Source organism: Streptomyces sp. NPDC002669 (assembly GCF_042889165.1).
Lineage (GTDB): Bacteria > Actinomycetota > Actinomycetes > Streptomycetales > Streptomycetaceae > Streptomyces.
In genome coordinates this window covers 190,614-209,939 of the sequence record NZ_JBIAQQ010000013.1, presented here as the reverse complement: position 1 = coordinate 209,939, position 19,326 = coordinate 190,614, and the positions used below count along the sequence as shown (strand labels likewise).

At 72.0% G+C, this 19,326-nt stretch carries 12 protein-coding genes; 2 read left to right on the top strand and 10 right to left on the bottom strand.

Annotated features, from left to right (window positions below):
* Positions 1–63: 63 nt before the first annotated feature.
* From ACFYW1_RS21065 to lepA, 3 genes are all read right to left on the bottom strand, one after another.
* The gene (locus ACFYW1_RS21065) at positions 64–1,995 is read right to left on the bottom strand and encodes a SpoIIE family protein phosphatase (protein WP_388995104.1); all 1,932 of its coding nucleotides are present in this window, start codon (positions 1,993–1,995) and stop codon (positions 64–66) included.
* A gap of 296 nt (positions 1,996–2,291) precedes the next feature.
* A complete protein-coding gene (locus tag ACFYW1_RS21060; RefSeq protein WP_388995014.1) occupies positions 2,292–4,181 on the bottom strand; it encodes an AMP-dependent synthetase/ligase in 1,890 nt (629 codons plus the stop codon).
* A 462-nt stretch (positions 4,182–4,643) separates the two neighbouring features.
* Complete coding sequence (lepA, locus tag ACFYW1_RS21055; protein ID WP_356931387.1) at positions 4,644–6,518, bottom strand: translation elongation factor 4; 1,875 nt, start codon at positions 6,516–6,518, stop codon at positions 4,644–4,646.
* A 216-nt stretch (positions 6,519–6,734) separates the two neighbouring features.
* Between lepA and rpsT the strand changes: the two genes are divergently transcribed.
* On the top strand, positions 6,735–7,001 hold the full coding sequence (gene rpsT, locus ACFYW1_RS21050) for a 30S ribosomal protein S20 (protein ID WP_124717766.1): 267 nt from the start codon (positions 6,735–6,737) through the stop codon (positions 6,999–7,001).
* Positions 7,002–7,492: 491 nt separating this feature from the next.
* Here rpsT and holA read toward each other — a convergent pair whose 3' ends face one another.
* The gene (holA, locus tag ACFYW1_RS21045; protein ID WP_148835078.1) at positions 7,493–8,485 is read right to left on the bottom strand and encodes a DNA polymerase III subunit delta; all 993 of its coding nucleotides are present in this window, start codon (positions 8,483–8,485) and stop codon (positions 7,493–7,495) included.
* Positions 8,486–8,588: 103 nt separating this feature from the next.
* On the opposite strand from holA, the gene ACFYW1_RS21040 reads away from it, so the two are divergent.
* Positions 8,589–8,834, top strand: coding sequence for a hypothetical protein (locus ACFYW1_RS21040; protein WP_388995008.1), 246 nt, complete (start codon positions 8,589–8,591; stop codon positions 8,832–8,834).
* Between the two features lie 52 nt (positions 8,835–8,886).
* Here ACFYW1_RS21040 and ACFYW1_RS21035 read toward each other — a convergent pair whose 3' ends face one another.
* From ACFYW1_RS21035 to leuS, 6 genes are all read right to left on the bottom strand, one after another.
* Positions 8,887–9,771, bottom strand: coding sequence for a YceI family protein (locus ACFYW1_RS21035; RefSeq protein WP_388995005.1), 885 nt, complete (start codon positions 9,769–9,771; stop codon positions 8,887–8,889).
* Between the two features lie 476 nt (positions 9,772–10,247).
* Positions 10,248–12,878 carry a ComEC/Rec2 family competence protein gene (locus tag ACFYW1_RS21030; protein ID WP_388995002.1) on the bottom strand — a complete coding sequence of 877 codons (2,631 nt, stop codon included), beginning with the start codon at positions 12,876–12,878 and terminating at the stop codon, positions 10,248–10,250.
* On the bottom strand, positions 12,875–13,606 hold the full coding sequence (locus tag ACFYW1_RS21025; RefSeq protein ID WP_388994999.1) for a helix-hairpin-helix domain-containing protein: 732 nt from the start codon (positions 13,604–13,606) through the stop codon (positions 12,875–12,877). Before ACFYW1_RS21025 ends, ACFYW1_RS21030 begins: the two co-directional genes overlap by 4 nt.
* 637 nt (positions 13,607–14,243) lie before the next feature.
* Complete coding sequence (locus tag ACFYW1_RS21020) at positions 14,244–15,089, bottom strand: DegV family protein (RefSeq protein ID WP_388994996.1); 846 nt, start codon at positions 15,087–15,089, stop codon at positions 14,244–14,246.
* Between the two features lie 128 nt (positions 15,090–15,217).
* Positions 15,218–15,934, bottom strand: a complete 717-nt coding sequence (locus tag ACFYW1_RS21015) for a hypothetical protein (RefSeq protein WP_388994993.1) — start codon at positions 15,932–15,934, stop codon at positions 15,218–15,220.
* 225 nt (positions 15,935–16,159) lie between these two features.
* Positions 16,160–19,033 carry a leucine--tRNA ligase gene (leuS, locus tag ACFYW1_RS21010; RefSeq protein ID WP_388994990.1) on the bottom strand — a complete coding sequence of 958 codons (2,874 nt, stop codon included), beginning with the start codon at positions 19,031–19,033 and terminating at the stop codon, positions 16,160–16,162.
* Positions 19,034–19,326: the final 293 nt, after the last annotated feature.

The following is a 19,326-nucleotide window of genomic DNA, read 5'->3' as shown; positions in this document are numbered from 1 at the left end:
GGGACCTCCGGGACACGGCCGTGATCACGGGGCCGGTGCCGTCCGCGCCGGGGCCGGGACGGCTCACCCCGCCTGGAGCACCAGCAGGGCCAGGTCGTCGTCGGGCGGCCGCTCGGCGAACTCGTGCACGGCCCGCTTGATCCGGTCCGCGATGCCGTCCGCCGACAGGCCGGAGCAGCCGGACAGGGCCTGGGCCAGCCCGTCCCCGTCGTCGAACATCAGCGGCCCGCAGCGCCGCTCCGTGACCCCGTCGGTGACGCACAGCAGGCTGTCGCCCGGTGCCAGCTCGAAGCTCTGGCTCTCGTACGCGACGTCGTCGAAGAGTCCGAGCAGCATCTGCGGCTCGGCGGCCGGGCGCACCTCGCCGTCGGGCCGCAGCAGCAGCGGCAGCGGGTGGCCGGCGCTGGCGACGGTGCAGCGCACCCCGCCGTCGGGCAGCGGCACCAGCTCCCCGTACAGCAGGGACAGGAAGCGGGACTGTCCGGTGTCGGCGGTCTGCTGGCCGCCCGCCGCGGCCACCATGAGCGCGGCGGCCTCGGCCGCCTCCATCGCGTCGTCGAGGAGCAGCCGGTTGAGCCGGTCCAGGACCTCGCCGACGCCGAAGCCCTCGCGGGCCAGCAGCCGCAGCCAGGGCCGGGCGAGGCCGGTGACGACGGCGGCCTCGGGCCCGCTGCCCTGCACGTCGCCGAGGACGAAGCACCAGCGGTCGCCGGGGCACGGGAAGATGTCGTAGAAGTCGCCACCGACGACGCCGTCGTCGCTGGGTTCGTACACCAGTGAGCTGGTGACGCCGGGTATGTCGGCGACCTTTCCGGGCAGCAGCGCGCGCTGGAGGATGCGGCTGATGGTGGCCTGCCGGGTGTACTCGCGGGCGGCGCCGACGGCGAGGCCGACCCGGCGCACGAAGTCCTCGATGAGCGCGGCCACCTCGTCGGGGACGCGGACGAGGCCCTCCCGTCCCAGCAGCACGGCGCCGAGCGTCCGGCCGCCGGAGGTGATCCGGTAGGCGAGGGCGGTCGCCTCGGGTTCCTCGGGCTTCTCGGCGTCCTCCTCCCCGCCGGGCCAGGGCATGGAGACGGGCCCGGTGCCGACTCGTTCGGGGAGCCGGATCGGGTCCTGTTCCAGCAGGGCGCGCAGGTGCGCGGTCTCGGCCTCGTCCCGGTGCCAGACGCTGGCGAGCCGGGGCACCGCCGAGGGGCCGCCGTTCTCGGGTTCCAGCCAGATCGCGCACCAGTCGGCGAGTCTGGGCACCAGTAACTGCCCGGAGAGCGCCGCGACGATGTCCTCGTCGAGCTGACCGGCGAGCAGGTCCGACGCCTCGGCGAGGAACGAGAGCGCGCCGCGGCCGGCCCAGTCCGCGTCGTCGCGCAGGGCGCGGCGGGCCGTGGGGGCGAGCAGTTCGGCGTCGCGCAGCCCCTGCTGGAACCCCGGGCCGGGGTCGGTGGGCGGCTCCGGGAACGGGCTCCAGTCGTCCACGGGGAGCCGGGCCCAGACGGTCTTGAGGCCGGTGCGGTAGGTGATGCCCCAGCGTTCGGCGAGGGTGCCGACGAGCTGGAGCCCGCGGCCGTGGTCGGCGGGTTCGTCGAAGCCGAGGACCGTGGCGCTCTGCGCCGCCTCCGCCGCGCTGCCCGACTCCGGCCGGTCGCTGCGCACGGCGCGGGCCGGGTGATGGTCCGACACCTCCAGCACCAGGGCCGCGGATTCGCCCTCGACGGCCTCCTCCAGCCGGGCGAGCAGCTCCACGTTGGTCCCCGCGTGCACGACGGCGTTGGTGACCAGTTCGCTGACGACGACCTCGGCGTCGTCGGCCAGTCGCTCGCTGAAACCCACGGCCGCCGGCAGTCCGAGCCCGGCCCACTCGTCGAGCGCGGCCCGGACGAACCGGCGGGCGGCGGAGGGCGCGAGGAGGTTTCCGGGCAGGGACGTATGGGCGACCGGCTGCGCATCCGCATGGCCGACGGGAGTTCCGGGACGCTGGACGATGTCCCGCTGCAAGGGAATTGACCCCACGGTGCAGCTCCTGACCTGTTCTCGCTCTGTCTGTTCTCGTTCTGGCTGTCTGTTCTCGTCGGGCTGGTTGTCTGTTCTCGCCGGGCGGCGCTGACGCCACCGACAGAGTGACAGATGGACCATGCCCATAAGCAACGAGTTGCCGAAGTGAGCAGAGAAAGTGAGCGTGTCGGAACGGAAGACGGCCGCACCGTGCGGCCGGCCCGCGAGGCCCGTCCGGCCCCTCGCGGGCCCCCGCGCACGCGGGGCCCGGTGTCCCACGGGCCCCGCGTGCCGCGGTCCTACGCCTCGCGGGTCCCCGCGTACATGTCGTCGATGAGGTCCTTGTACGCGCGCTCGACGACCGGCCGCTTCAGCTTCAGACTGGGCGTCAGCTCACCGTGCTCGATGTCGAGGTCGCGCGGCAGCAGCCGGAACTTCTTGATGGTCTGCCAGCGCTGCAGCCCCTCGTTGAGCCGCTTCACGTAGCCCTCGATGAGCGCGACGGCCTGCGGGGAGGCCACCACGTCGGCGTAGCTCTTCCCGCCCAGGCCGTTCTCGGCGGCCCAGCCGAGGATGGTGGGCTCGTCGAGCGCGATCAGGGCGGTGCAGAAGTTGCGGTCCGCGCCGTGCACCAGGATGTTGGAGACGAACGGGCAGACCGCCTTGAACTGCCCCTCGACCTCCGCCGGGGCGATGTACTTGCCGCCGGACGTCTTGATCAGGTCCTTCTTGCGGTCGGTGATCCGCAGGTAGCCGTCCACGGACAGCTCGCCGATGTCACCGGTGTGGAACCAGCCGTCCGACTCCAGCACCTCGGCGGTCTTCTCCGGCTGCCCGTGGTAGCCCTGCATGATCCCGGGGCCGCGCAGCAGGATCTCGCCGTCGTCGGCGATCCGGACCTCGGTGCCGGGGAGCGGCTTGCCGACGGTGCCGGTGCGGTATGCCTCGCCCGGGTTGACGAAGGAGGCGGCGCTGGACTCGGTGAGGCCGTAACCCTCCAGGATGTGGATGCCGGCGCCCGCGAAGAAGAAGCCGATGTCGGGGGCGAGCGCGGCGGAGCCGGAGACGCAGGCGCGCAGCCGGCCGCCGAACGCCTCGCGGATCTTGGCGAAGACGAGGGTGTCGGCGACCTTGTGCTTGGCGCCGAGCGCGAGCGGGACGGAGGACTTGCCGGTGCGCCGGAAGTTGTCCTGCGAGACCGTGGCGTACTCGCGGGCCACCCCGGCCGCCCACTGGAAGATCTTGTACTTGGCCCCGCCGCCGGCCCGTGCCTTGGCGGCGACCCCGTTGTAGACCTTCTCGAAGATGCGGGGAACGGCGGCCATGTACGTCGGCTGGACCACCGGCAGGTTCTCGATGATCTTGTCGACCCGGCCGTCGACCGCGGTGACGTGGCCGACCTCGATCTGGCCGGAGGTGAGGACCTTGCCGAAGACGTGCGCGAGCGGCAGCCAGAGGTACTGGACGTCGTCCTTGGTGATCAGACCGGTGGAGACGGTGGCCTTGGCCATGTACGACCAGCTGTCGTGCGGCAGGCGCACGCCCTTGGGGCGGCCGGTGGTGCCCGAGGTGTAGATCAGGGTGGCCAGCTGGTCGGAGGTGATGGCGGCGACGCGTTCCTTGATCGCCTCGGGATTCTTCGCCAGGTGGTCCCGGCCGAGGGCCTCCAGGGCGGTCAGGGTGAGCACCCAGCCCTCGGGGTCGTCCTCGACGGGCTCGGCGCCCTCGGGGTCGATGACGACGACGTGGGCGAGGTTCGGCAGCTCGGCGCGGCGCTCACGGGCCTTGGCCAGCTGGCCGGCGTCCTCGGCGATCAGCACCCGGCTCTCGGAGTCGGAGAGGATGAACGCCGACTCCTCGGTGTTGGTCGAGGGGTAGACCGTGGTGGTGGCGGCGCCCGCGCACATCACGCCGAGGTCGGCGAGGATCCACTCCACCCGCGTGCCGGAGGCGAGCGCGACCCGCTCCTCCGGCCGCACGCCCAGCCCGATGAGCCCGGCCGCGACGGCGTAGACCCGCTCGGCGGCCTGCGCCCAGCTCAGCGACTTCCACTCGTCGGGGCCCTGGCCGGTGGCCGAGGGGACGGGGTAGCGGTACGCCTCCCCGTCCGGGGTGGCCGCCACGCGGTCGATGAAGAGATTCGCCACGGAGGGCGGTCGGTTCTCGATCAAGGTCAGTGTGTCGCTCACGACGTCCTCCGGGCCTGCGGCAGTACTTCACGACCGGCTGCTGATTACCGCTGATTACTGCTGGCTGCTGCTGATTACTGCTGCTTGTTCCTACGTGTGTTCCTGCGTACGTCCGCGATCCCGCACACGTCTGCGTTCCCGCGTACGCCTGCTCTCCCGCGTACGCCCGTGCTTCTGCGTACGTCTTCTTTCCTGCTGGATCCCGTGCGTTCCCGCCCGATCCGCGGGGCCGGTCCCGACTGCGCCCGGCCCGCTTGTTTAACTGGCGAGTAACTACGAAGCCGTGATCAGGGTAGAGCGCCCGCGTCCGCCGCGTAAGGGGCAACGGGCCGCCGCTTCATAACGAACAGGCCCCTGTGCCGCAGCGTGCTGCGGCACAGGGGCCTTCGGCCGCCACCCGACGGGAACGGACGGAGCCACCCGGTGGGAGCGGACGGAGTCACCCGGTGGGAGGGGGCGGGGCTACTTCTTGCCCTTGCCTTCCCCGGCCGACTCGTCCGTCGACAGCACGGCGATGAAGGCCTCCTGCGGCACCTCCACGTTGCCGACCATCTTCATCCGCTTCTTGCCCTCCTTCTGCTTCTCCAGCAGCTTCCGCTTGCGGGAGATGTCACCGCCGTAGCACTTGGCGAGGACGTCCTTGCGGATGGCGCGGACGGTCTCGCGGGCGATGACCCGGGAGCCGATGGCGGCCTGGATCGGCACCTCGAAGTTCTGCCGCGGGATCAGTTCGCGCAGCTTGGCGACGAGCCGCACGCCGTACGCGTACGCCTTGTCCTTGTGCGTGACCGCGGAGAAGGCGTCGACCTTGTCGCCGTGCAGCAGGATGTCGACCTTGACGAGCTGGGCGGTCTGCTCGCCGGTGGGCTCGTAGTCGAGGGAGGCGTAGCCCCGGGTCTTGGACTTCAGCTGGTCGAAGAAGTCGAAGACGATCTCGGCGAGCGGCAGGGTGTAACGGATCTCGACCCGGTCCTCGGAGAGGTAGTCCATGCCGAGCAGGGTGCCGCGCCGGGTCTGGCAGAGCTCCATGATCGCGCCGATGAACTCGCTGGGGGCCAGGATCGTGGCGCGCACGACGGGCTCGTGCACCTTGTCGATCTTGCCCTCGGGGAACTCGCTCGGGTTCGTGACCGTGTGCTCGCTGCCGTCCTCCATGTCGACGCGGTAGACCACGTTGGGGGCGGTGGCGATCAGGTCGAGACCGAACTCGCGCTCCAGGCGCTCGCGGATCACGTCGAGGTGGAGCAGGCCGAGGAAGCCGACGCGGAAACCGAAGCCGAGGGCCGCGGAGGTCTCCGGCTCGTACACCAGGGCGGCGTCGTTGAGCTGGAGCTTGTCCAGCGCCTCGCGCAGGTCCGGGTAGTCCGACCCGTCCAGCGGGTACAGACCCGAGAACACCATCGGCTTGGGGTCCTTGTAGCCGCCCAGCGCCTCGGTCGCGCCCTTGTTCAGGGAGGTGATGGTGTCACCGACCTTGGACTGCCGGACGTCCTTCACACCGGTGATGATGTAGCCGACCTCGCCCACGCCGAGACCGTCGGCCGGGGTCATCTCCGGGGAGGACACCCCGATCTCCAGCAGCTCGTGGGCGGCGCCGGTGGACATCATCCTGATGCGCTCGCGCTTGTTGAGCTGTCCGTCGACGACACGGACGTACGTGACGACGCCGCGGTACGAGTCGTAGACCGAGTCGAAGATCATCGCGCGGGCCGGGGCGTCCGCCACCCCGACCGGGGCCGGGACGTCCTTGACCACCCGGTCGAGCAGCGCGTCCACGCCGACGCCGGTCTTCGCGGAGACCTTGAGCACGTCCTCCGGCTGGCAGCCGATGAGGTTCGCCAGCTCCTCGGAGAACTTCTCGGGCTGCGCGGCCGGCAGGTCGATCTTGTTGAGCACCGGGACGATGGTGAGGTCGTTCTCCATCGCCAGGTAGAGGTTGGCCAGGGTCTGGGCCTCGATGCCCTGCGCGGCGTCGACCAGCAGGATCGTGCCCTCGCAGGCGGCGAGCGAACGGGAGACCTCGTAGGTGAAGTCCACGTGGCCCGGGGTGTCGATCATGTTGAGGACGTGGGTGCGGCCCTGGTCCTCGCCCGTGGTGGGGGCCCAGGGCAGACGCACCGCCTGGGACTTGATGGTGATGCCGCGCTCGCGCTCGATGTCCATCCGGTCGAGGTACTGAGCACGCATCTGCCGCTGGTCGACCACGCCGGTCAGCTGGAGCATCCGGTCGGCGAGGGTCGACTTGCCGTGGTCGATGTGCGCGATGATGCAGAAGTTGCGGATCAGCGCCGGGTCGGTACGGCTCGGCTCGGGCACGTTGGTAGGAGTCGCGGGCACGCAGGGTCCTGATTCTTGAGACGCCGAACGCCGTGTCTCGGGTCGATGTCGGTTCGGTCGGATCGATACGTAGCCTCCATCGTCCCATGGTTGTGGGGCGGAGACCGGTTTGGGCCGGTCGGAGCCGGGCTGGTACCGTTGACAGCTGTGTCTCGCGACCCTTCCGGGCCGTGGGACGCACACCGAAGATCCAACGAACCTGAAAAGGCTCTTTTCGTGGCGAACATCAAGTCCCAGATCAAGCGGAACAAGACGAACGAGAAGGCGCGCCTGCGCAACAAGGCCGTCAAGTCCTCGCTCAAGACCGCTATCCGCAAGGCCCGTGAGGCTGCCGCCGCCGGTGACGTCGAGAAGGCCACCACGGCCGCTCGCGACGCCTCCCGCGCGCTCGACAAGGCCGTCTCGAAGGGTGTCATCCACAAGAACGCCGCCGCCAACAAGAAGTCGGCGCTGGCCTCCAAGGTTGCCTCCCTCCAGGGCTGAGCATTCTGACCTGATCGCCGGAACGGACCAAGCGGGCCCTCTCTCCCGTTCCCGACCGGCACCCCGCGCCGCACACCGAACCTGCGTTCGCCACGCGGGTGCGGCGCACCAAGCGTGAACCGAAGGCCCCGGCCCCGCCCTCCCCAGCGCGGGTCCGGGGCCTTCGGCATGCCCGCCCACCTGCGCTTCGAGACGTACGGGTGAGGCATACGGCCGGGGTGTACGGATCGGGCCCGCAGGGCTGTCGGGCTGTCGGGCTGTCGGGCTGTCGGGCTGTCGGGCTGTCGGGCTGTCGGGCTGTCGGGCTGTCGACGGGACCATGGTGGTTCACCGTTCACCCGGCCGATCCCCGCTACGGGCACGGCTCCGCCCGCCACGGGTTCGGACCGCCGGCTACGGATACGGCTCCGCCCGCCGGCCCGCCACCGAATACGCGGCTTCCACTGCTGCCACTGCGTCCGCCGCCGTCGCGGCTCCCGCTCCCGCTGCCGCTACCGCTGTCGCCCCGACCTCGCCGCTCTCGCCACCGCGACCACGGCCTTCTCCAGCGCGTACTCCGGATCGTCGCCGCCGCCCTTGACCCCCGCGTCGGCGTCCGCGACGGCCCGCAGCGCCAGCGCCACCCCGTCGGGCGTCCACCCGCGCATCTGCTGGCGCACCCGGTCGATCTTCCACGGCGGCATGCCCAGCTCACGGGCGAGGTCCGCGGGACGCCCCCCGCGGGCCGAGGACAGCTTGCCGATGGCCCGGACTCCCTGGGCCAGCGCGCTGGTGATCAGCACCGGCGCCACCCCGGTCGACAGCGACCAGCGCAACGCTTCGAGCGCCTCCGCGGCCCGTCCCTCCACGGCACGGTCGGCGACCGTGAAGCTCGACGCCTCCGCGCGGCCCGTGTAGTAACGGGCGACGACCGCCTCGTCGATCGTGCCCTCGACGTCCGCGACGAGCTGCGAGACCGCGCTGGCCAGCTCCCGCAGGTCGCTGCCGATGGCGTCGACCAGCGCCTGGCACGCCTCGGGGGTCGCCGAACGCCCCAGCGCCCGGAACTCCGACCGGACGAACGAGAGCCGCTCGGCCGGCTTGGTCGTCTTCGGGCAGGCGACCTCCCGCGCCCCCGCCTTGCGCGCCGCGTCCAGCAGCCCCTTCCCCTTGGCACCGCCCGCGTGCAGCAGCACGAGGGTGATCTCCTCGACCGGATCGCCGAGGTACGCCTTGACGTCCTTGACCGAGTCGGCGGAGAGGTCCTGCGCGTTGCGCACGATCACCACCTTGCGCTCGGCGAAGAGCGAAGGGCTCGTCAGCTCGGCGAGGGTGCCGGGCTGGAGCTGGTCGGAGGTGAGGTCGCGGACGTCCGTGTCGGGGTCGGAGGCGCGGGCGGCCGCCACCACCTGCTGCACGGCACGGTCCAGGAGCAGGTCCTCCTGCCCCACGGCGAGCGTGAGGGGAGCGAGCGGGTCGTCGGTGGAATTCTTTCTGGTGGCCATCGTCCCCCAGCATCCCATGCACCACTGACAGCCCCGGGGACGCCCGCCGGTGCCCGGCCCCACCGCCGGGAACGCCGCGTTCGCGGTACGGGAGAATGGGCCGGTGAGCGATGTGAGACATGTGCTGGTGCTGCCCGACCGCGATGCCGCGGAGGAGGTGGCCGAAGAGCTCGCCGACCGTTTCGGGGTCGCGGAGGAGCCCCAGCTCGTGCGCGACGCGCTGGCCGGCGAGGACGACGCCGAGGACGCCCAGTGGCTGGTGGTCGTGGAGGACCCGTCGGGACGGCTGGACGTCTCGGCGCTCGACGCCTTCGCCGCGGAGTACGAGGGCTGGCTCGAAGCGCCCTGACGGATCGTCCCGCCGGCCCGGCACCCCGAATCCCGTGGGAGAGGAGGCGGGCTCAGCCCTTGGGAACGATCTGGATGTCCATGTCGATGGAGATGCTGGAACCGATGGCCGCGATTCCGCGGGCCAGCATGGTCTGCCAGGTGAGCGTGAAGTCCTCGCGGTGCAGCTCCGTGGTGGCCCGGCAGGCGGCCCGGGTCTCGCCCTCCAGGCCGTTGCCCAGACCGAGGTACTGAGTGTCCAGCGTGACGGTACGGCTGACGCCGTGCAGCGTGAGCGCACCGGTCACGCCCCAGCGGGTGCCGCCCCGGTGGACGAAGCGGTCGCTGTAGAACTCCATCGTCGGGTAGCGCCCGACGTCGAGGAAGTCGCCGGACCGCAGGTGGTCGTCGCGCATCTGGACGTTCGTGTCGATCGACGAGGCGTCGATGACCACGTGCATGGCCGAGTCCTCCATGCGGTCGGCGATCCGGACGGCGCCCGCGAAGGTGTTGAACCGGCCGTGAATGCGCGCCAGGCCGATGTGCCGGGCCGTGAAGCCGATCTGCGAGTGCATCGGCTCGACCTCCCAGTCCCCCGGCGCGGGCAGCTGCGGAGGCGTGGCCAGTTGCAGGGTCACGTCGCCCAGGCTCGCGTGGCCGCCCTCGACGACCGTGGCCGAGGCGTGGAACGGGGTGAAGCCCTCGGCCGTGACGGCCAGCCGGTACTCACCGGCCGGAACGGTGGCGAGGACGTTGCCGAACGGGTCCGTCTCGCCCCGGAACACCTTGCGGCCCGGGCCGTCCGTGATCACGAACTCGGCCTGCGGCACGATCTCGTTGACGGGATCGAGCACTCGGCAGCTGAGCAGCCCCGCGGTGTGCGGCATCTCCAGTCCGGCGAGAGCGTGGCCCTGCACCGCACCCGCCGTCCGCCTCTTCCCCAGCCAACGACCGAACATCTTCCACCTTCCCCGGGTCATTCATCTTGGGGCCCGGCGGCTGGACGTCTCTGTCGGAGCAGCGGCCCACCGACGACCATGCATTCGACCACCATTGCGGCGTTCGAGGCAAACAGAGCAGCTCGCAGGAGCTTGGGATGAGGTGTTACCGAAGGTCCGAATTGGCCGCCCCGTCCCCTGTCCCACCGCCGCCCCCGGCCCGCCCGCTGCCGGCGGGCGTCCCCTCCGGCCCCGGTGTCCCACACCACCCTGTGACGTTCACCGCCCACGACGCCGGCCATCCACGACTCCGACCGCTCATGACCTCGGCCGCCCACGACTCCGACCGCTCATGACCTCGGCCGCCCACGACTCCGACCGGGCACCCCGCCGCCCGGGCTGACAGCGGCCGGACACCGAGGGGGCGACCGGATGCCGAGGGGGCGACCGGACCCGCCGAGGGGGCGACCGGGCACGGCCGCCCGGCGGGACGGCGCTCACGGCCGACCCACCGCCCGCAGCCCGGCCCCGGCTCCTGCCACGGCGATCGCCCCGTCGGTGTCCGTGCGCAGCACCACCGCGCCGCCGGCCCTGAGCGCGTCGACGGTACGTGCGGCCGGATGGCCGTAGGGGTTGTCCCGGCCCACGCTCACCAGGGCGATCCTCGGACGCACACCGCGCAGCAGGGCGGGGTCCTGGTACGCGGAGCCGTGATGGGCGACCTTGAGCACATCCGCTTCGGGCAGGGCGGGGTATCTGCGCAACAGCCCCTGCTGGGCCGGGGGTTCGAGGTCCCCGAGAAGCAACAGGGACACTCCGCCGGTCCGCACGTACAGCGTGACGCTGGCGTCGTTCGGCTCCTGCGGCACGGGTTCGATTCCCGGACCCGGCATCGGCCCACCGGGCCCGGCCTCGCCCGGCGGCCACAGGACCCGCCAGTCGAGCGGTCCGATCCTGCGGCGCTCGCCGGGCACGGCCCGTACCAGGGGGACGCCCGCCCCGGCCGCCGTTCTCCGTACGAACTCCACCTGGTCCGACGGTTCGTCCAGGCTCGTCGTCTGGATCGCCCCCACCGCTCTGCCCCGCAGCACACCGGGCAGCCCCCGCACATGGTCCGCGTGGAAGTGCGTCAGGACCAGGAGCGGCACCTCGGCGACCCCGAGATCCCGCAGGCACCGGTCGACGGGCCGAGGGTCGGGCCCGGCGTCGACGACCACCCCGGCGCCGTTCCCCGCCGCCAGCACCAGGGCGTCCCCCTGACCCACGTCGCACATCGCGAGCACCCACCCCGGCGGCGGCCACCCGGTCAGCACCCGGGTGAGCGGCACCGGGCGCAGCACCGCGAGGACCAGCAGCAGCGCGGCGGCCGAACAGACCCACGGGTGCCGGGCGAACCGGCGGGCGAGGAGCACCACCAGGGCCGTCAGCGCGGCGAGCAGCACCGCGCCCCTCGCACCATCGGGCCAGTCGATCTCCGCCCCGGGCAGGGACGCCCCGGTGCGGGCCACCGTGACGATCCACCCGGTCGGCCATCCCGCGACCCGGGCGAGCAGCTCCGCCACCGGCATGCACACCGGCGCCAGGGCGAGCGCGGCGAATCCGAGGACGGTGGCGGGCGCCACCGCGAACTCGGCCAGCAGGTTGCACGGGACCGCCACCAGGCTGACCCGGGAGGCGAGCAGCACGACGACCGGCGCGCACACCGCCTGCGCCGCGGCCGCCGCGGCCAGTGCCTCGGCCGCCCGGGGCGGGACCCCGCGTCGTCGCAACGCGTCGCTCCACCCCGGGGCGATGGTCAGCAGGGCTCCGGTGGCCAGGACGGAGAGGGCGAAGCCGTAACTCCGTGCCAGCCAGGGGTCGTGGAGCACCAGCAGCAGAACCGCGGCTGCCAGTGCGGGAATCAGCGACCTGCGGCGTCCCGTGCCGATGGCGAGCAGCGTGATCGATCCACAGGCCGCCGCCCGCAGGACACTCGGCTCGGGCCGGCAGACGATGACGAAGGCGAGAACGAGCCCGCCGCCGAGCAGCGCCGTCATCCGCAACGAGATCCCCAACCGGGGCGCCAGCCCCCGCCGTTCGGCCCGCAGCGCCATGCCCGGCGGCCCGATGAGGAGAACGAGCAGGATCGCCAGATTGGCGCCGGAGACCGCCGTCAGGTGGGTGAGGTCGGCCGCCTTGAACGCCTCCCGCAGCTCGGGGGTGATCCGCGAGGTATCACCGACCACCAGCCCCGGCAGCAGCGCCCGCGCATCTGGTTCGAGCCGTTCGGTCGCCCGTCGCAGACCCTCGCGCAGGGCACCCGCCGTGCGCTGCGGGAGGGTCGGGGGGCCGGTGATGCGCGGCGGGCCCTTCCCCTCCAGCCGCAGGGCGGCGGCGCTGCGCTCCCCCTCGTGCAGCGGTGGTGCCAGTCGTCCGGCGACGCGCAGCCGGGTGGAGGGGAGCAACTGCTGCCACTGCCCCGCCGATCCGCCGGGCGGCACGATCAGCAGGACCGGGGTGCTCAGCCGGGTGACCGCCCCGTCGGGTCCGGCCAGCCGGATGATCTCGGCGTCCACGAGGAGAGAGGCGGGTGTGCTGTGGTCGCCGCGCACCTTGGGCGCGGTCTGCCGGGCATCGGACGTGATGGTCACGTCCGCCTCGATCCTCACGAACCTCTGGGCCAGCGTCCGGACCGGTCCCTGCCGGGTGTCCGCACCGTGCAGTCCGGCCGATGCGGCACCGGCCGCCGCGCAGAGCAGCGCCGCAGCGGTGGCGGTTGCCGTGACCGGCGAGCGCCTCCGGTCGCGTACCGCACCCCCGTCCCCGTCCTCCGGCTGTCCTCCTCCGGATCCTGTGGATCGCCCGCGGGGCGCGGTGGCCGCGTGCGCTCCGGCGCTGTCCGCCCCTCGTCCTGCGCGCAGCGCACGGGTGGCCGACAGGCCCGACACCGCCAGGAGCACCATGGCCGTGCCGGCACAGAGCAGCACGCCCGCCACCGTCCACTTCCCCGGTGCGCTCAGCGCGAGTGCCGCCCCGCCCCAGGCCGCCATCGCCGGAGGGACCAGTCGAAGGTCGATCGGGCCCTCCTGCCGGGGCTCCGAGGCGCCGAGCCGGCCGCCCGACGCCTCGTGCACGTCCAGTTCGTTCATGGCCCCACCAGCGGTCGGAGGTCGGCGAACCGGCGGTCACCGATTCCGTTGACCTCGCGCAGTTCATCGATGGAACGGAAACCGCCGTGCCGGGTGCGGTAGTCGACGATGTGCCGGGCGAGGACCGGGCCGACACCGGGCAGGGTGTCGAGCTGTTCGGCGCTGGCGTTGTTGAGGCTGACCGGTCCTCCGGCCGCGGAGCCCCCACCGCCCGCCGCGGTCCCCCGCGCGCCACCGGTGGCGGAGGGTCCGGTGGGGTCGGGAGCGGCTGGCTCCGCTGGAGCACCCACCACGATCTGTTCCCCGTCCATGAGGAACCGCGCCCGGTTGAGCCCGGCGAGATCGGCTCCGGCCCGTGCACCGCCCGCCGCACGCAGCGCGTCGGCGACCCGTGCGCCGGACGGCAGTTCGTGTACTCCCGGCCGTCGTACCTTTCCGCTGACGTCGACAACGATGCGCCCGCCCTGGCCCGCCGCGGGCGGCAGCCCCGGTGAAGGCTCGGGCTCTTCCCCGTCCCCCGGCACGGGGGCCGACGTCCGGGTGGGCGCCGCCGCCTCGTCGACCGTCCGAGGAGCCCGTACGGCCTGGGGACGCGCGGACCAGAAATGCATCGCGGCGAAAACCCCGGCGGCAACCAGGACGACGGCGAGCGCGGCAAGGGCCCTGGGCTCCAGACCGCATCTGAGCTGCAACCACACCGGAAGCCGCTCCCGCAGCGCGGGAACCACCCGCTCCCGCCACCGCCCCGGCCGGCCAGAGGCCAAAAGCGCGGTCGTGGTCGTGGGCGCGACCGGCTCCGGCCCCGATCCCGACGCCGGAGCCGGAACCGAGGGAGGCATCGGGGCGGCGCCCGGCCCCGAGAACGTCTCCGGTGCCGAATCCGGGTCCGGCACCATGGGTGGGGCCGGTTCCTCCTCCGCGACCGGAGCCCGGGCGGGAGCGATGCCCAGCACGGGTCGCGCGACCCGTCCGCCGTACACCCCTCCCATGAGCGCGTCCGCCCGATGCCGCGCGGCCACGGCCGCGACGCCGTCCCGCCCGCGCGAGAGCCGTCGTCGACCGGGCCCCCGGCCGGGACCCGTGCCCCGCCCTGCGCCGACGCCGGGCGCCCGGCCGGGGCGGCTGCGGGCGCGGGCGTCCGATGCCGGGGCGCGACCGGGGCCGCTGCCGCTTCCACTGCTTGCACGATGTGATCGAGGAGCCATGCCTCACGACGGTAGGCACATCGCCCCGAACTCGCTGAGCACCCTCGATTTCGGTGGACAACCAGCCAGTTGTGGATATCCCGGCCACTCCTAGGAGTGAAAACGCGGAGCGAGAACCCCGAGGCCGGCGTGCCGGACGGCCCAGCCCGGCCCAGCTCGATCAGCGCGGCGAAACCACCGCCCCGAGCAGTCCGGGCCCGGTGTGCGCGCCGATCACCGCACCCACCTCGCTCACGTGCAGATCGACCAGTCCCGGCACCCGCTCGCACAACCGCTCGGCGAGCCGCTCGGCACGCTCGGGCGCCCCCAGGTGGTGCACGGCGATGTCCACACGACCGCTGCCCGCCCGTTCCGCGGCGATCTCCTCCAGCCGGGCGATCGCCTTCGAGGCGGTCCGCACCTTCTCCAGCAGCTCGATGCGGCCGTCGTCCAGCTGGAGCAGCGGCTTCACGGCGAGCGCCGAGCCCAGCAGCGCCTGCGCGGCCCCGATCCGGCCCCCTCGGCGCAGATAGTCGAGCGTGTCGACGTAGAAGTACGCGCAGGTGCTCTCGGCCCGCTTCTCCGCCGCCGCGACGGCCTCGTCCAGGCTCCCGCCCGCCTCCGTCGTCTCCGCCGCCGCCAGGGCGCAGAACCCCAGCGCCATGGCGACCATTCCGGTGTCCACAACCCGCACCGGAACCGGCGCTTCCTTCGCCGCGAGCAGAGCGGCGTCGTACGTGCCCGAGATCTCGGCCGAGAGGTGCAGCGAGACGATGCCGGTGGCTCCGGCCTCGGCCGCGGCGCGGTACGTGGCGGCGAAGACCTCCGGGCTGGGCCGGGAGGTGGTCACGGGGCGGCGCTTCTGCAGCGCCGCCGCGAGGGCACGGGCCGAGACCTCGGTGCCGTCCTCCAGAGCCTGGTCCCCGAGAACGACGGTCAGCGGCACTGCGGCGATGCCGTGCCGCTCCATCGTCTCGGGCGGCAGGTAGGCCGTGGAATCGGTGACGATCGCGACATGGCGGGACATGAGCCGGAGGTTACCTGGCGAGCCCGGATCACGGCAGTCCGGCCCCGGTCGAATGATCGGTCCGGATCATTTCGCATCGCTCCGGACCGTTCGGGGCCGTGTCCTGACATCGCCGGTCGTCGAAGGGCTCAGTTCGTCGTTTCGGGCCGTGCCGTCTTCTGCCACGGGTATTCGGTCCGCCGCGGGTCCGGGCCCGTGATCGCCTGGGCCGTGCCGTCGGCCGGGCCGCTCTTCCGCTGCCGGTCCTGCGGGCCCGTCCCGCCCTGCGGCCGTTCCTGCTGCCGGACCGGCTCGTCGTCCTCCGTCGTCCAGTGCCGAAGCGCCCCTGCCTCCATGTCGATCTGCGCGTTCAAGGCGTCGAGATCGTCGTCGACGAACCGCCGTGCCCGGTCCCGCGCGGCCCACCGCAGCGAATCCGCGGAGTGCGTGATCCGTTCCGTGCGCTGCTTCAGGCCGGGCAGCAGCGAGGCGACGGTCGCCCGGTCGGGTTCGCGCTCCAGCCTCTTCAGCTCTTCGTCCAGTTCCCGCCCGTGCGCGCTCAGCCGCTGGAAGAGGCTCAGCGACTCCGCGAGCGAGGCGTCCTCGACGGCCCCCCGCTGCAGCGCCTCCTGCGTGGCCCGCATGGAGGTGCGCAGCGCCAGCCGCAGCTGCGCGAGCTCCGCGCCCACGCCCGACTGTCCGTAGCTCTTCGCCCGCAGCGTGGTTTCCTCGACGGTGCGGCGCGCCTGGGTGATCGTGCGGTCCACACCGCGCTTCGCCGCCCCGACGGCCTTGATGCCCGCGTACACGCCGAGGGCCACGAACGCGAAAAAGAGCAATCCCAGAATCAGGATCACGGCTTCCATGAGCGCCCCTCGGTTGTCGTCTCGACTGCCGGAGCGACCCCGGCACCTCCACCGTAAACGGAAAGGGCAGGCCGAGGGTTCCTTCGGAACCCCCAACCTGCCCGTAGGGGAATGCCCCCACTCTCTCCGTGCTCCGGTCAGTACCCCTCAAGGGGCGGCCGTGCCGTCGCTCCACACACAGTCGGACGCGTCACGCAACGCACGTCACGCGTCACCCACCGGACCTCACGCAGGGACGATGTTGACCAGCTTCGGCGCCCGCACGATCACCTTGCGGATGCCCGCGCCGCCCAGCGCCGCGACCACGGCCGGGTCGGCCAGGGCCAGTGCCTCCAGCTCCTCGTCCGTGATCGACGGGGAGATCTCCAGGCGGGCCTTGACCTTGCCCTTGACCTGGACGACGCAGGTCACGGTCTCGTCCACGACGTACGCGGGGTCGGCGACCGGGAAGTCCTGGTACACGACCGACTCGGTGTGGCCCAGTCGGCGCCACAGCTCCTCGGCGATGTGCGGCGCCAGCGGGGCCACCAGCAGCACCAGCGACTCGGCGACGGACCGGGGCAGCGGGCCGCCCGCCTTGGTCAGGTGGTTGTTCAGCTCGGTGACCTTGGCGATGGCCGTGTTGAAGCGCATCCCGGCCATGTCCTGGCCGACCCCGTCGATCGCCTTGTGCAGCGCGCGCAGCGTCTCCTCGCCGGGCTCCGCGTCCACGACGGTGACCTCGCCGGTCTCCTCGTCGACGACATTGCGCCACAGCCGCTGCAGCAGCCGGTACTGGCCGACGACGGCACGCGTGTCCCACGGCCGCGAGACGTCCAGCGGGCCCATCGCCATCTCGTACAGACGCAGGGTGTCCGCCCCGTACTCGGTGCAGATCTCGTCCGGGGTGACGGCGTTCTTCAGGGACTTGCCCATCTTGCCCAGGACGCGGCTGACCTTCTCGCCCTGGTAGTAGAACGCCCCGTCGCGCTCCTCGACCTCGGCCGCCGGGACCGCGATGCCGCGGCTGTCCCGGTAGACGAACGCCTGGATCATGCCCTGGTTGTACAGCTTGTGGAACGGCTCGGCGGACGAGATGTGCCCCAGGTCGTGCAGCACCTTGGACCAGAAACGGGCGTACAGCAGGTGCAGCACGGCGTGCTCGGCGCCGCCGACGTACAGGTCGACGCCACCGGTCGGCTGCCCCTCGCGCGGCCCCATCCAGTACTGCTCGATCGCCGGGTCGACCAGCTTCGAGTCGTTGTTCGGGTCCAGGTAACGCAGCTCGTACCAGCAGGAACCCGCCCAGTTGGGCATGGTGTTGGTCTCGCGGCGGTACTTCTTCGGGCCGTTGCCGTCGCCCAGGTCCAGCGTCACGTTGACCCAGTCGGCGTTCCGGGACAGCGGGGTCTCGGGCTGGGTGTCGGCGTCGTCCGGGTCGAAGGTGCGCGGCGAGTAGTCGTCGACCTCCGGCAGTTCCAGGGGCAGCATCGACTCGGGCAGCGGGTGGGCGATGCCGTCCTCGTCGTAGACGATCGGGAAGGGCTCGCCCCAGTAGCGCTGGCGGCTGAACAGCCAGTCGCGCAGCCGGAAGTTGACGGTGCCCTCGCCGACGCCGTGCTCCGTCAGCCATTCGGTGATCTTCGCCTTGGCCTCGACGACACCCAGGCCGTTCAGCGAGATCTCGTCGTTGGCGGAGTTGACCAGCTTCGCCTCGTACGAGCTGAAGGCGTCCTCCCACGTCGAGGGGTCCGTGCCGCGGTCGTCCGACGGCTCGACGACACAGCGCATCGGCAGCTCGAAGGCGCGTGCGAAGGCGAAGTCGCGTGCATCGTGCGCCGGCACGGCCATGATCGCGCCGGTGCCGTAGCCCATCAGGACGTAGTCGGCGATGAAGACGGGCACCTTCTCGCCGCTGACCGGGTTGGTCGCGTACGCGCCGGTGAAGACCCCGGTCTTGTCCTTGGCCTCGGCCTGCCGCTCCACGTCGGACTTGGCGGCGGCCAGCTTGCGGTACGCCGTGACGGCCTCGGCCGGGGTCGCGTGGCCGCCGGTCCACACCGGGTGGGTGCCCTCGGGCCAGGCGGCCGGGGTGATCCGCTCGACCAGCTCGTGCTCGGGCGCCAGCACCATGTAGGTGGCGCCGAACAGGGTGTCCTGGCGGGTGGTGAAGACGGTGATGCCACCGGCGCCGTCGACCGGGAAGTCGACGCGCGCGCCCTCGGAGCGTCCGATCCAGTTGCGCTGCTGCAGCTTGATGGCCTCGGGCCAGTCCAGGCCGTCCAGGTCGTTCAGCAGCCGGTCGGCGTAGGCGGTGATGCGCATGTTCCACTGGCGCAGCTTGGCCTTGAAGACGGGGAAGTTTCCGCGCTCGGAGCGGCCGTCGGCCGTCACCTCTTCGTTGGCCAGTACGGTGCCCAGGCCCGGCGCCCAGTTGACGGGCGCGTCGGAGGCGTACGCCAGGCGGTACTCGCCCAGGACGTCCGCGCGCTCGACGGCGCTCAGGGCGCTCCAGTCACGGCCGTCCGGGGTAGGACGCGAACCGCTCTCGAACTGCTCGACCAGCTCGGCGATCGGGCGGGCCCGGTCGGCCTCGGTGTCGTACCAGGAGTTGAAGATCTGCAGGAAGATCCACTGGGTCCACTTGTAGTACTCGGACTCGATCGTGGCGAACGAGCGGCGCTTGTCGTGGCCCAGGCCCAGCCGGCGCAGCTGGGCGGTCATGTTCTCGATGTTGGCCTCGGTGGAGACCCGCGGGTGCGTACCGGTCTGGACGGCGTACTGCTCCGCGGGCAGGCCGAAGGCGTCGAAGCCCAGGGTGTGCAGCACGTTGTGGCCGGTCATCCGCTGGTGGCGGGCGAAGACATCGGTGGCGATGTAGCCCAGGGGGTGCCCCACGTGCAGGCCCGCGCCCGAGGGGTACGGGAACATGTCCATGATGAATTTCTTCGGCTTGGCGGCCTGTGCCGGGTCGCCCGCCAGGTCACCGGTCGGGTTCGGCGCCTCGTACGTGCCCTCGGCGTCCCAGAAGTCCTGCCAGCGTGCCTCGATGTCGGCGGCCATCGCCGCCGTGTAGCGGTGCGGCGCGGCCGTCTCGGCTGCGGAATTCGTCTCGCTCATGATCCTCAAAGCTCCATCGATCGTCATCTGCCGGCGCCCACGTTTACGGACACTCGTCTACGGAAACGAAAAATCCCCTCGCACAGGAGGGGACGCCGCGCTGATTCCGACCAGGCATTCTCACCGGTCGGGACTGATCAGCGCGGCTCGCTAAGCAGAAGGCGTACGGCACGCATGGCGTCAGGGTACCGCACGGGTCCGGAACCGGGCCGGGCACAACCGGACCGTGGGACCGGAACGGAGACGTCCGCACGACGGAGAAACACCCGGGAGGTACGGCCGGGGAGCATCCG

Bases quoted from the DNA above. Each gene is read 5' to 3' on its own strand.
- ACFYW1_RS21030 (WP_388995002.1), bottom strand. From the start codon at position 12,878: ATGAACGAACTGGACGTGCACGAGGCGTCGGGCGGCCGGCTCGGCGCC.
- leuS (WP_388994990.1), bottom strand. From the start codon at position 19,033: ATGAGCGAGACGAATTCCGCAGCCGAGACGGCCGCGCCGCACCGCTAC.
- holA (WP_148835078.1), bottom strand. From the start codon at position 8,485: ATGGCCACCAGAAAGAATTCCACCGACGACCCGCTCGCTCCCCTCACG.
- ACFYW1_RS21035 (WP_388995005.1), bottom strand. From the start codon at position 9,771: ATGTTCGGTCGTTGGCTGGGGAAGAGGCGGACGGCGGGTGCGGTGCAG.
- ACFYW1_RS21020 (WP_388994996.1), bottom strand. From the start codon at position 15,089: ATGTCCCGCCATGTCGCGATCGTCACCGATTCCACGGCCTACCTGCCG.
- ACFYW1_RS21015 (WP_388994993.1), bottom strand. From the start codon at position 15,934: ATGGAAGCCGTGATCCTGATTCTGGGATTGCTCTTTTTCGCGTTCGTG.